The sequence below is a fragment of the Weissella oryzae SG25 genome, from assembly GCF_000691805.2.
GTDB lineage: Bacteria > Bacillota > Bacilli > Lactobacillales > Lactobacillaceae > Weissella > Weissella oryzae.
On record NZ_DF820490.1, the window covers coordinates 47,664 to 60,277 of the forward strand.

The following is a 12,614-nucleotide window of genomic DNA, read 5'->3' on the forward strand; positions in this document are numbered from 1 at the left end:
AGAAAATGACAGATGCACGTCCTGTAGTAATTGGTGTTACTGGTGGTTCTGGTTCAGGTAAAACGACGGTAAGTCGTGATATTGTTGAACGGTTGCAAGGCGAATCAGTAGTTATGATTCCCCAAGATGCTTATTACAAAGATCAAAGTGAAAAGGCAATGGCTGACCGCGTTAAGACAAATTATGATCATCCAGATGCTTTTGATCATGAGCTTTTAATTCAGCAAGTTAAACAACTGTTAGCGGGACAAACAATTGAACAACCAATTTATGATTACAGTCAACATACCCGGGCTAGCAATACAGTGACAATTGAGCCGGCAGACGTAATTATTTTGGAAGGAGTTCTATTATTTGTTGATTCAGCAGTAAGAGACCTGCTTGATATTAAAATTTTCGTTGATACTGATGATGATTTGCGTTTTATTCGCCGCTTACAACGTGATATTACCGAGCGTGGCCGAACAGCAGATAGTGTTATTGAACAGTATTTGGAAACAGTTAAGCCTATGTACCACCAGTTTGTTGAGCCTTCAAAGCGTTATGCAGATATTATTTTACCTGAGGGTGGCGAAAACACGGTTGGTATCAATATGCTAGAAGCACAGATTCGAGATATTCTAACCCGAGTTGCAGCTAGCCGTTAGAAAGGGTCGATGAAATGGAAGAGCGAATTTGGCAACGAATTGTTAAATATACTGAGTTACAAGGAACTTCTGGACAAGAACAACTTGTTCGAAAGGCTTTTAGGGCTGACCTTACTCCTTTAGTTGATGAAATTAAACAAAACGGTTTGGGCGGTATTTATGGTGTACGTAAGCACGCCGACCAAGCAGCCCCCAAGATTATGTTTGGTGCACACTTGGATGAAGTTGGTTTTCTTGTTGCGCAAATTACTCCACAAGGTTTGATGGCCGTTAGAGCTGTTGGCGGTTGGAATCCCTATACAATTTCATCGCAACGCTTTACCTTATTTACCCGGGAACATACTTACCCGGTAGTATCATCAGCGGTATCACCACACTTTATGCGAACTGGGAATCAAACGGGTATGCCAGCAGTCGAAGATACTTTATTTGATGCAGGCTTTACTAGTTATGATGAGGCTTATGCTTTTGGTGTGCGACCAGGTGATTTCATTGTGCCGGATGTTAAAACTCAACTATTGGCCAACAAAAAGCGGGTTGTTTCAAAAAGCTGGGATAATCGGTTTGGCTTGGTCACAATTTTGGGAGCCTTAGAGCACCTAAAAGATATTGATTTGCCAAACCAGTTAATTATGGGGGCAAACGTACAAGAAGAAGTCGGTACGCGAGGCGTTGGACCAGCGGTTCATCAGTTAAATCCAGACATCTTTTTTGCCTTGGATTCATCAGCGGCTGATGATATTCATGGTAAAAGCGGACAAGGACAACTTGATCAAGGCACGATTTTACGCGTTTTTGATCCAGGTGTAATTATGCCTTTGCGTTTGAAAGAATTTATCCTAGATATTGCTAGTGATGCGGGGATTCCCTTACAGTATTTCTTAGCGCAAGGTGGCACCGATGCTCGGTCAGCACAATCCGAAAATATGGGTATTCCATCGGTTGCCCTAGGGGTTGTTTCACGCTACATTCATACACATCAAACTGTATGGTCAATTAGTGATTTTGAGGCAGCACAGGCCTTAGTTGAAAAGTTAGCGGTAAGTTTAGATCAAACTACGGTTAATACAATTATTTATGGTGATTAAGAAGATGGAGAAATTTATATGTTAATTGCAAGTTATAACCTTAAAGCTTTAGGGGATGTTTTGCTTATTTTGACGGCACCAGCTAGCCAAGAGCAGATTGTTAAAAAGCAAGGTAATGTCATTCGAATTGAAAATGCTAATGGTGAGCTACTAGGTGTTAACTTCCTAGCAGCTTCAGAAATCATCGACTTAACTGGTCTAAATGGCTCAATTCAACTATCAGCTGAACAAGTTACTAAGCTGAATGCAACCATGGAAGCAGCAGGTTTCCCCGGTGATTTAGTTGCTGATTTAGAGCCTAAGTTTGTCGTTGGTTATGTTGAAAAAACTGAACCCCATCCAGATTCTGACCACTTAAAAATAACTACAACGTTAATTGATAATGATCAACGTTTACAAATTGTTTCTGGTTCACCTAACATGCAAGCTGATATTAAAGTTGTAGTTGCTAAAGTAGGTGCCATGATGCCATCAGGTTTAATCATTTGGCCAGGTGAATTAAGGGGAGTAGCCTCAAACGGGATGATTGTGTCAGGCCGTGAGTTGATGTTACCAAATGCACCACAAGTACCTGGTGCATTAATTTTGCCCAATGATTTTGCTCCAGTAGGTAGTGTTTTTGATCGAACAACAAGTGCAGCTCAAGCAATTTTTGAATAAGAAAGGTCGGTAACTTATGGTGGAACCACGACCAATTGTTTACTATGAAAATCTAGCCAATTCACATATGCACTATGTAGACCAATTGATGGCACAAAAAGTCTCTTATATTTTATTAGTCAACTCAAATACTTTAGAACCTGTTATTAACTTAGACCAAGCAGCGGTTCAGGTGGTTACCTTAACGCCACAAAAAGTAGTTGCACCAGCTAAGACGACTAAAGAAGCGATTAATACAAAAGTTAATCATAAAAGACTACCTAAGGTTTCAACAGGATTGGGGCTTAAATTAGATGACATTATTGCTGAGGAAGCCCAGGTTGCTGCTAAAAAAACGGATGACAATTACTTTACTCATTAATAAATGAATAAAGTAATTGCTGTGCGATTAAAAGACAAGGATAAAAAAATGGATAAAGATGTATCTTATTACTTTATTGGAATCAAGGGCTCAGGTATGAGCGCACTAGCCTTAATCTTGCATGATCAAGGCTATCAGGTTTCAGGCTCAGATATTGATGAATATACATTTACTCAAAAGCCACTTAAGGCAGCGGGAATTACAATGTATTCATTTTCAGCGGATAACATCAAGCCAGGAATGACAATTATTCGTGGAAATGCGTTTACCGATGACCAAGTTGAAGTTGCAGCTGCTTTGGACTTAGGCAACCAAGTAACTTTGTTGACCTATCCAGAAATGGTTGAAAAGCTAATTCAGCAATATACAGCAATTGGAGTTGCGGGGGCGCATGGTAAGACTTCCACAACAGGTTTGTTGGCCCACGTACTCTCTGGTATTGCACCAACATCTTATTTAATTGGTGATGGTACTGGTAAAGGAATCCCAGATGCCCGCTTCTTTATTTTTGAAGCAGATGAATACCGACGCCATTTCGCCGACTATACGCCTGATTACGCTATTATGACGAATATTGACTTTGACCACCCGGATTATTTCAGTGGTCTAGATGATGTGCGACTGGCCTTTGAAGAATTTGGTAGTAAAGTTAAAAAGGGTATTTTAGCTTGGGGAGATGATGCTGAATTACGCTTGTTAGCTAAGGATATTGATGTACCAGTTTACTTTTACGGCGTAAATCCGGATACGGATGATTTCTATGTTAAAGATGTTAAACGGACAACTGCTGGGTCGAGTTTTACAGTTTACTATCATGATGAAGAATTAGGACGCTTTACCGTACCTTTGTTTGGCCGCCATGGAATTTTAAACTCTTTGGCAACGATTGCAATTGCTTATATGGAAGAAGTCGATATGGACTTAGTTCGTAAAGAATTACTTTCATTTAAAGGCGTAAAACGCCGCTTTACTGAGAAGCAAATTGGACCGGTTACAATTATTGATGATTATGCACATCATCCATCAGAAATTACTGCAACGATTGATGCTGCTAGACAAAAGTACCCAGATCGTGAGCTAGTTGCTGTTTTCCAACCACATACCTTTTCACGTACGATTGCTTACTTAGAGGATTTTGCTAAGGCATTAAACTTAGCAGACCGGGTTTATCTAACTGACATTTTTGCGTCAGCCCGTGAAAAAGCTGGTAATATTTCATCAGCTGACTTAGGGTCTAAAATCGCCAAGTTCGATGGGATTGTTTCACCAACTGACGTAGCACCATTACTTGATCATGAAGACGGTGTCTTTATTTTCATGGGGGCTGGTGATTTACAAAATACAGAATTTGCTTACGAAAAATTATTAGCAAATACACAAAGTAATTTGCAGTAAAGATATCAGCCTGCTACAATATCTTGCATAGGGATAACGGCACCTAAGTTACAAGCGCTCAAGCTTTATGTATAAATAGGTAGAAAAGAGGGAATGATGATGGATAATTTCAAACCTAAAATGCGCGTTGTTAATCCTGATAGTGCGGGGTTGAACAGCTTTTTCAAAAGAGTATATAGTTATATGACGATGGCCTTGTTAGTTACAGCAGGGACGGCATACCTTGGAGCAACAATTTTCCGAGCACAGATTATTGCGATTTTTAGTTCAGGCATTTCTCAATTAGCTTTAATTGCAGTTATGTTTGGAATCGTGTGGATGTTTTCACGTCGGGTCTTACAAAATCCGGCACAAGCCTTTGGAATGTTGATGGGTTACGCTGTTATTAACGGTGTTTTCTTCTCAACCATTGGTTTGATGTTTAATTTGTCAACAATTGCAGCAGCTTTGCTTACAACTGCATTGCTTTTCGCTGGAATGGCAGTTTATGGCTTTACAACAAAGCGTTCAATGGCTTCAATGGGGGCAATCCTCTTTGGTGGGGTAATTGCCTTGATTATTGGCGGTATTATTAATATCTTTTTCTTTAATAGTATTGTCTTCTTATTCTTATCAGTTGTTGGAGTGATTGTCTTTGCGCTATTGACAGCTTATGATATGAATCGTCTCAAGACCATGTACAATGAATATGGTGGTCAGGGTCAGGCAACTGTTGAACAAGGCTTAGCTGTTTCTGGAGCACTTAGTTTATATATGGATTTCATTAATTTGTTTATCTATATTTTACGTTTGTTCTCAGTCTTTGGCGGAAGCCGCAACTAAAAAATAAAAAAGGTTCATGGGTCGACATGAACCTTTGAGGTGTACCTCGAAAGTTAAACTAACTTTTTGGGGTACACCTTATTTTTATATTTTTAACTTACGATATTTTAGCCGCGACCACCTTGAAATTCGTTATATAAGGTAATCCCACCATCAATGTACAGGGTAGTACCCGTAATATAGCTTGCTTCAGATGAAATTAACCAAACTGCAGCATTAGCAACATCCAAGGGGTCGCCGATGCGCTTCATTGGAATCATATCAGTTGTATCTTTACGTACTGCTGGATCCGCAAAACGCTCAGCGTTGATGGGAGTTTCAAGGGCGCCGGGAGAAATTGCATTGATGCGGATACCTTTGTCGGCATACTCAAGGGCTGAAGTTTTGGTAAACATTAACACACCAGCTTTAGCAGTTGCGTAGGAAGCATAAGTTGGCCAAGGAATTTTATCATGAATTGAAGATGTATTTAAAATTTGTCCAACCTTGTTATGGGTTAAAAAGTGGTTAATCGCAATTTTTGTGCCCAAGAACACACCATCTAAATCAACATGAATTACTCGTTGCCAATCACGATAATCAGTCAAATGCGTAGCGGATTGAATCTCAAAACCAGCATTATTTACCCATACGTCAAGATCACCAAAAGCTTCGATTGCCTTATCGTAAATTGCTTGAACACCGGCTTCTGTACCAACATCGGCCTTAATTGCTACTGCATGTCCACCAGATTGCTCAATCAAATAAATAATACCGTCAATTGCTTTATCATCTGGTGAAAAGTAATTAATCACCACATTCATACCTTCAGCACCCATGTGACGTGCAATTGCTTCACCAATTCCTGAAGAAGAACCTGTTACAACAGCAGTTTTACCAGCTAAATCAGGATAACGAGTATTGTAGTTTTGCCCTTTCATCTTCCTATCTCCATATTACATTTTTAATACCATTTTAATTATAAACCAAGATTTAATTTATAAAAAGCTTCTAGACGAATTAAAATGGTCTTTGATTTTTAGTCTGTGAGGACTTAAGTAAATGTAATTATGCGAAAATTGGTAGGAATGATTGTTCTTTGGTAGAATTAAATTAGTGATTAAAAGATAAAGACGAGGTCAAAAAATGGCAAAACCAACATTACTGCTAATTGATGGAAATTCGTTAGCCTTTCGGTCCTTTTACGCGTTAATAAATCAAGTTGACCGATTTTTGAGTCATGAAGGTTTACATACTAATGCTTTAGTTGGCTTTAATAACTTACTTGATGGGATTGTCGATCCTTTCCAGCCTGATTTAGCTTTAGTAGCTTGGGATGCCGGTAAAACTACTTTTAGAACTGAAAAGTTTGATAACTATAAAGGTCAGCGGGATAAAACGCCGCAAGAATTAGTCGAACAATTTGAGCCACTTCGTGAAATGGTGGCCTTACATGGAATTAAAAATTATGAGCTGCCTGGGTATGAAGCAGATGATATTATTGGGACCTTAGCAACCAAAGGGGCAACGGCTGGCTATGCAGTTACGATTGTGACTGGTGACCGTGATATGACACAATTAGTTTCGGATGATATTACCGTTTGGGTTACTAAAAAAGGTATATCAGAAGTTGATCATTATACACCAGCTATGGTGGCTGATGTATATGATGGGCTCAATCCTAAACAAATTATTGAGCTCAAAGGTTTACAAGGTGATACAGCGGATAATTATCCGGGAGTCGCCGGAATTGGACCGAAGACTGCTATTAAATTAATGAAAGAATATCATTCGATTCCTGAACTATATGCGCGAATTGATGAAATGAAGCCATCAAAGCAAAAGGAAAAGTTGATTGCTGGTGAAGCTGATGCACGACTATCACGTGAGCTAGCAACAATTGATGTAGACGCTCCCTTAGCAATTAATTTAGATGATTTAAAGTATCAAGGCATCAAGTATGAAGAATTGGTCCCTTTTTATCAACACCTCGATTTTAAAGCGCAATTGGTAAAATTAGCGAATATGGGTTATGTCATTAGTACGTCCGATGAAGATACGACCAATAGTAATATGACAACCGTGGAATTAGACGTTCGTGAATTATCAGCAACAAATTTAACGGCAATTGAGAATCTAGGTTCAGAGGTTGATTTTTATTTGGAGCTAGATGGTGAAAACTACCACACTGCAGCACCAGTAGCGTTTGTAATCGGTAATCAAACTAATGGATATTTTGCTTCTCGTGATGTTGAATTGTTGATAGAAGATACACCATTGAAGCGTATTCTAACTGATGAGCAAGTCAAAAAAAATGTCTTTAATACTAAAGCATTAGTTGTTGCTCTATCACGTTTGGAAATTAACTTAGTTAATGTTAATTTTGATTTGCTCTTAGCCTCTTACCTTTTGGATACGAATGATAATCAAAATGACTTAGGCGCTTTGGCTCATGAAAACAACTTTTTTGCTGTACAAACTGATGAAGAAGTTTATGGTAAGGGCGCAAAGTTCCAAATTCCGGCAATGGATGCTGATTTATTTGAACATCTTGGTCGCAAGGCTTTAGCAATTGGTTCTTTAGCAAAGCCACTCTTTGCTAAACTAGCCGAACATGCTCAATTAGATCTTTATCAAACGATTGAATTACCCTTATCATTTGTACTGGCAAGCATGGAAATCGCTGGAATTAAGGTTGATGCTGAACGATTACTACAAATGCGCAGTAAGATGACTGAGCGACTGGCAGAATTAGAGCAACGAATTTATCAACAGGCGGGACATGAATTTAATATTCAATCACCTAAACAATTAGGTGTGATTTTATTTGAAGAAATGGGCTTAACTCCACTTAAAAAGACAAAAACCGGGTACTCAACCAGTGTTGAAGTTTTGGAACAAATGGCGGATGTGCCAATTGTAGAGTCAATTTTAATGTATCGCCAACTTGCTAAAATTCAGTCGACTTATATTGAAGGGCTACTCAGGGTTATTCACGGTAGTGATTCAAAAGTGCATACTCGTTATTTGCAGACATTAACGCAAACCGGACGGTTATCGTCAGTTGATCCTAATCTACAAAATATTCCAGTGCGGGTTGAAGAAGGCCGGCGAATCCGACAAGCCTTTGTACCTAGCAAGCCAGACTGGGTTTTAATTAGTGCTGATTACTCTCAAATTGAATTGCGTGTCTTAGCTCATATCACTGGTGATGCGGCAATGCAGGCTGCCTTTCGCCAAGATGAAGATATTCACGCGGCAACTGCCCGACGTATTTTTGGTCTAGCTGAGGATGCTCCGGTAGATGCTGAGATGCGACGCCAAGCCAAGGCAGTCAACTTCGGAATTGTGTATGGTATTTCTGATTTTGGGTTGGCTAAAAATATTGGTGTAACTCGTAAGGAAGCTAAAGCAATTATCGAAACTTACTTAAATGAGTATTCTGGTGTAAGAGCCTGGACTGAAGAAATTATTGAATTTGCTCGTGAACATGGGTATGTTGAAACGATTGCTCATCGGCGCCGCTATTTGCCCGATATTAAGGCCAAGAATTTCAATCAGCGTTCATTTGCTGAACGGACTGCGATGAATTCACCAATTCAAGGCTCAGCTGCTGATATTATTAAGATTGCAATGATAAACATGCAGGCTGCTCTTGAAGAACAAGGTCTTGAAGCTAAAATGCTATTACAAGTCCATGATGAATTGATTTTTGAAGCGCCAGCTAAGGAATTGACCCAATTGGAAGAATTGATTCCGCGGGTAATGGACTCAGCTGTTAAACTAGCAGTACCACTAAAAGTGGCGACGCATGCCGGTAAAACATGGTATGAAGCTAAATAAGATTAATAATTAACTTAGACACCTCCAATAAGCGAATGCTTTTGGGAGGTGTTTTTACTTTAAATAAGCTAATTACTTTTTTAAGCGCTTTAAAACTGATAGAATTAAATATAATAATTACTGTATATTACAAGCTTAGATTAATTATGCTAATCATTAGTTGAATGTATGAGGTGAACAATGAACGAACAATTTAAACTGATCGGTCAAAATTGGCAAGGAAATTACGCTCTAATGGTTTATGACTTTACTGATAGTAACCAAGCTAAACCGTTGACTTACGGTAGCTTAGAAAAATTACTACCTTTGGAATTATTAGCACAAGTTAATGCAAATGGAACGGTAAAAAATGAACTAGTAGGGGGAAAAATTACAGACTACCTTAATCATAATTTTCGTGGAATATTATTAAATAATACGGGTACAACTTAGAAAGTTGGTGTAGATGACAAGTGTGGTGTGGTTTCGAAAGGATCTAAGATTGGCTGATAATAAAGCCTTAATTAATGCAAGTCAAACAACTGAACGGCTCCTGTTTGTCTTTCATATTAATCCAAAACAACTGCTTGATAAAAACAGTTTAAATCAGGCAGCCTTTTTTAAAGCTGTCAGCAATTTTAGAGAAGAACTGATTAAACAAGGTATTACGCTAAATATTCTTTATGGCGATTTAGAAACGAGCTTTAAAAAGTTAAAAGCTAAAGTGGCGTTTACAGATATATACTTTAATGTTGCAGAACAAGGATTTGGTAAAGAGCGTGATGATACAATGCGTCAATTCTTTATCAAAGAGCTGGATGTTCGGGTACACCTGACCCAGGACGGTTATTTACATGGTGCTCAAGATATTTTAAAAAAAGATGGACATCCTTATCAAAAGTTCACACCATATTTTTCGCGCTGGCAAGGTAAGGTGCCACAACCAGTCATAACCTATAAATTATCACAGCAACAACTTATTAAAACCGATTACTTTCCAATGAATTTACCTTATTTAGAAGCATTAACTAAGACAAAGAATTCGGCGATTGAGCAGCTAGCCTTTGGTCATACCCAGGCCCTGGTAAGGCTGACTGATTTTATTCAAAATCAATTAGCAGATTATGTAAAAAACCGAGAGATACCATATTTAGATGCTAGCAGCCATCTATCAAGGTTTTTGCGCACTGGTGAAATATCAATTCGTGAAGTATATCAAAAAATTGCAGAACTACCTGCTAGCGAGTCAAAAGATGCCTTTATTCGGCAATTGGCTTGGCGAGATTTTTATAATATGGTAGCAGCAAATCATCCGCAGGCTAAAACGGTTAGTATCAAAGCACGTTTTGATCAACTTGCTTGGGAAAACGATGCGGACGCTTTTTCAAGGTGGAAAAATGGAACAACTGGTTTCCCACTAATTGATGCGGCAATGCGTGAACTAAAAACAACTGGTTTTATGCACAATCGATTACGTATGGTGGTGGCTTCATTTTTAACTAAGGATTTACTAATTGATTGGCGCTTTGGGGAACAATATTTTCAAGAACAATTGATCGACTATGATTCGGCTAATAATATTGGTAATTGGCAATGGGTAGCGTCTACAGGCGTAGACAGTATGCCTTATTTTAGAATATTTAATCCACTTAGTCAGAGTAAAAAATATGATGCTCAAGGAATTTATATAAAGCGCTATGTGAGAGAATTAAATGAGCTACCGGTTGAATTTATTCACTGGCCGGCTGGGATGACTACAGCTGAGCAGAAAAAATATAATTTTGATCTAAAAAATGATTATTTTTTGCCAATTATTGACCATAACTTTGCACGAAAAAGGGCGCTAGATGTCTATAAAAAAGTTTAAGTGGGGGGAATACCATGAAAAAATATTTAGTAGTTTTTAATGATAAGGCTGGTAAAAGCGCTGGTAAGAAAATTGCCCAGCATTTTAAAGAGGTAGCTGATAACGCCACAGTAACACTTTTGGGCACTGAGAGTCGAAAAGCAGCGCTTGAGGAAATCGCCAAACAGGCTCCAACAAGTGATTGTCTTGTTGTGATTGGGGGCGACGGGTCAATTAATACTGTTTTCTCGGCCTTAGCAGCGGCAAAAATAAACATCCCGGTTGGAATTATTCCTGCTGGAACGGTAAATAACTTCGCTAAAGCTTTAAATTTGCCATTAGAGGTTGATGCAGCGATTCAAGTTATTTTAGGTGGGTATAAACGGTCAGTTGATTTGGCAACTGATGGTCAGCGAGCAATTGTAAGTAGCGCCTTAATTGGTGACTTTGCTGATATTGCCAATAATGTCAAGCAGTCAGAAAAGAAACGGTTGGGCCTACTTGCTTTTCTTTGGCATGGTTTAAAGCACAGTTTTCATCGACCCGATAAGTACCGTTTGATACTCGATGATGGTAAGGAATTAATATTAGCAACAACGTTAATTAATATTACCCTAACTAATTCTGTGGGTGGTTATACAAATTTTAATCCCCAAGCTAATTCTGATGATGGCTATTTGCATATTCTGGTTTTGAAGCGTTTTAGCCTGTTACGCTTACCAAGTTATATTGCTTATTTATTGCGGGGTCAAATTATTCAAGGGCGGGATTTATTATATTTTAAAAGTCAGCAAGTTGAAATTTCTAAAATTTCTGGACAGGCGGCTAAGGTTCGAATTGACGGTGATGAAGCTGAAAAACTACCACTTAAAATTATGCTTCACCCAAGGCAAATGAGCATTTTAGTACCTATTAAGGAAAGCGGTCATGTTGCAAATAGCAAGTAAGAGGGGGATGACATGTATCTAGCATTTAAAGAGTTGGTCTTTTCAAAGTGGAAATATGCATTAATTGTTAGTTTTATTAGTTTAATTGCATTTTTAATTTATTTTTTAAGTGGTTTGGCTTTTGGATTGGCAAATAATAACCGGAGTGCGGTTGATCATTGGCAGGCTCAAAGTGTTTATGTAACAAAATATGCAAATAAGAATTTAGCCTTGTCACAAATTTTTCCACAAGGGACGTCTGCACCAAAAGATAGCACTGCATTACGGCTCAGCAATGTAGTGGCTGAAAGTGATTATGGTAAAGATGATGGCGTTGTTTTCTCTATTGATTCAGATAATTTCTTAAAACCAAAATTAGATAAGGGAACTTGGTTAAGTAAAGCGGGTGAAGTTGTAGTAGACCAAGGATTAGCAGACGGTAAGGTTCAGCTAGGTCAAAAAATCGCTCTAAATGGCTATTCAGATAAATTTACTGTTGTTGGGCTAACCAATGATAATCGCTATAATACTTTACCGGTAATCTATTTAAATCAAGCGGATTATCAACAAGTCTTTAAAACTCAGGCAATTAATGGCTATATCAGTAAAACGACTGATAAAAATATTGACGCAAATTTGGAGCGATTATCCATTCCTGATTTGATTAAAAGTATTCCAGGTTATCAACCACAAGTACAAACATTTACTTTGATGATTGCGGCTTTGTTTATTATTGTTGCCTTTATCATTACGATTTTTATGTACATCTTAACGATTGAAAAGCAGGCTGTATACGGTATCATGCGAGCACAAGGAATTTCAACTAAACAAATCATTATTAGTTTAATTGATCAGGCTTTACTACTTGGCGTAGTTGGCGTTGGTCTAGCGTTGGTTGCAAATTTGTTAGTTGCAGCGGTGATACCAGCAGCAGTTCCTTATAATAATAATCCTTGGCTAATAACTGGCTTTTCATTTGGAATGATATTCGCCATTGTCTTGGGAACAATTTTTTCAATTATTAAAGTAATTAAAATTGACCCCTTAGATGCTTTGGGAGGTAGATAA

12 protein-coding genes are annotated in these 12,614 nt (G+C 38.3%); 11 read left to right on the forward strand and 1 reads right to left on the reverse strand.

All coding sequences use genetic code 11. The features are described 5' to 3' along the window. The first annotated feature begins 5 nt into the window (after positions 1-5). The 6 genes from udk to TT13_RS05825 all read left to right on the forward strand — a co-directional run bounded on the left by udk (position 6) and on the right by TT13_RS05825 (position 4,973). Positions 6-647, forward strand: a complete 642-nt coding sequence (udk, locus tag TT13_RS05800) for a uridine kinase (protein ID WP_027699113.1) — start codon at positions 6-8, stop codon at positions 645-647. 14 nt (positions 648-661) lie between these two features. Beyond that, positions 662-1,735, forward strand: a complete 1,074-nt coding sequence (gene pepA / locus TT13_RS05805; protein ID WP_027699114.1) for a glutamyl aminopeptidase — start codon at positions 662-664, stop codon at positions 1,733-1,735. Between the two features lie 18 nt (positions 1,736-1,753). Continuing rightward, complete coding sequence (gene ytpR / locus TT13_RS05810) at positions 1,754-2,395, forward strand: YtpR family tRNA-binding protein (RefSeq protein ID WP_027699115.1); 642 nt, start codon at positions 1,754-1,756, stop codon at positions 2,393-2,395. Between the two features lie 16 nt (positions 2,396-2,411). After that, complete coding sequence (locus tag TT13_RS05815; RefSeq protein WP_027699116.1) at positions 2,412-2,756, forward strand: hypothetical protein; 345 nt, start codon at positions 2,412-2,414, stop codon at positions 2,754-2,756. A 48-nt stretch (positions 2,757-2,804) separates the two neighbouring features. Further along, positions 2,805-4,151 (forward strand): UDP-N-acetylmuramate--L-alanine ligase, encoded by a 1,347-nt coding sequence (gene murC, locus TT13_RS05820; protein WP_027699117.1) that lies wholly within the window; start codon positions 2,805-2,807, stop codon positions 4,149-4,151. A 99-nt stretch (positions 4,152-4,250) separates the two neighbouring features. Beyond that, positions 4,251-4,973 (forward strand): Bax inhibitor-1/YccA family protein, encoded by a 723-nt coding sequence (locus TT13_RS05825; protein WP_027699118.1) that lies wholly within the window; start codon positions 4,251-4,253, stop codon positions 4,971-4,973. A gap of 107 nt (positions 4,974-5,080) precedes the next feature. On the opposite strand, the gene TT13_RS05830 is transcribed toward TT13_RS05825, so the two are convergent. Beyond that, entirely contained in the window at positions 5,081-5,893 is an 813-nt protein-coding gene (locus TT13_RS05830; protein WP_027699119.1) for a glucose 1-dehydrogenase, read from the reverse strand. Between the two features lie 205 nt (positions 5,894-6,098). On the opposite strand from TT13_RS05830, the gene polA reads away from it, so the two are divergent. From polA to TT13_RS05855, 5 genes are all read left to right on the forward strand, one after another. Further along, entirely contained in the window at positions 6,099-8,795 is a 2,697-nt protein-coding gene (gene polA / locus TT13_RS05835; protein ID WP_027699120.1) for a DNA polymerase I, read from the forward strand. A gap of 180 nt (positions 8,796-8,975) precedes the next feature. After that, complete coding sequence (locus TT13_RS05840) at positions 8,976-9,227, forward strand: hypothetical protein (protein WP_027699121.1); 252 nt, start codon at positions 8,976-8,978, stop codon at positions 9,225-9,227. A gap of 13 nt (positions 9,228-9,240) precedes the next feature. Next, the gene (locus TT13_RS05845) at positions 9,241-10,641 is read left to right on the forward strand and encodes a cryptochrome/photolyase family protein (RefSeq protein WP_027699122.1); all 1,401 of its coding nucleotides are present in this window, start codon (positions 9,241-9,243) and stop codon (positions 10,639-10,641) included. A 14-nt stretch (positions 10,642-10,655) separates the two neighbouring features. Then, positions 10,656-11,567 (forward strand): diacylglycerol/lipid kinase family protein, encoded by a 912-nt coding sequence (locus tag TT13_RS05850; protein ID WP_045476787.1) that lies wholly within the window; start codon positions 10,656-10,658, stop codon positions 11,565-11,567. A 12-nt stretch (positions 11,568-11,579) separates the two neighbouring features. After that, complete coding sequence (locus TT13_RS05855; protein ID WP_027699123.1) at positions 11,580-12,614, forward strand: ABC transporter permease; 1,035 nt, start codon at positions 11,580-11,582, stop codon at positions 12,612-12,614.

Coding starts and splice junctions, on each gene's coding strand:
- TT13_RS05825 (WP_027699118.1), top strand. CDS start 4,251: ATGGATAATTTCAAACCTAAAATGCGCGTTGTTAATCCTGATAGTGCG.
- murC (WP_027699117.1), top strand. CDS start 2,805: ATGGATAAAGATGTATCTTATTACTTTATTGGAATCAAGGGCTCAGGT.
- TT13_RS05845 (WP_027699122.1), top strand. CDS start 9,241: ATGACAAGTGTGGTGTGGTTTCGAAAGGATCTAAGATTGGCTGATAAT.
- pepA (WP_027699114.1), top strand. CDS start 662: ATGGAAGAGCGAATTTGGCAACGAATTGTTAAATATACTGAGTTACAA.
- polA (WP_027699120.1), top strand. CDS start 6,099: ATGGCAAAACCAACATTACTGCTAATTGATGGAAATTCGTTAGCCTTT.
- TT13_RS05850 (WP_045476787.1), top strand. CDS start 10,656: ATGAAAAAATATTTAGTAGTTTTTAATGATAAGGCTGGTAAAAGCGCT.
- TT13_RS05855 (WP_027699123.1), top strand. CDS start 11,580: ATGTATCTAGCATTTAAAGAGTTGGTCTTTTCAAAGTGGAAATATGCA.
- udk (WP_027699113.1), top strand. CDS start 6: ATGACAGATGCACGTCCTGTAGTAATTGGTGTTACTGGTGGTTCTGGT.
- TT13_RS05815 (WP_027699116.1), top strand. CDS start 2,412: ATGGTGGAACCACGACCAATTGTTTACTATGAAAATCTAGCCAATTCA.
- TT13_RS05830 (WP_027699119.1), bottom strand. CDS start 5,893: ATGAAAGGGCAAAACTACAATACTCGTTATCCTGATTTAGCTGGTAAA.
- ytpR (WP_027699115.1), top strand. CDS start 1,754: ATGTTAATTGCAAGTTATAACCTTAAAGCTTTAGGGGATGTTTTGCTT.
- TT13_RS05840 (WP_027699121.1), top strand. CDS start 8,976: ATGAACGAACAATTTAAACTGATCGGTCAAAATTGGCAAGGAAATTAC.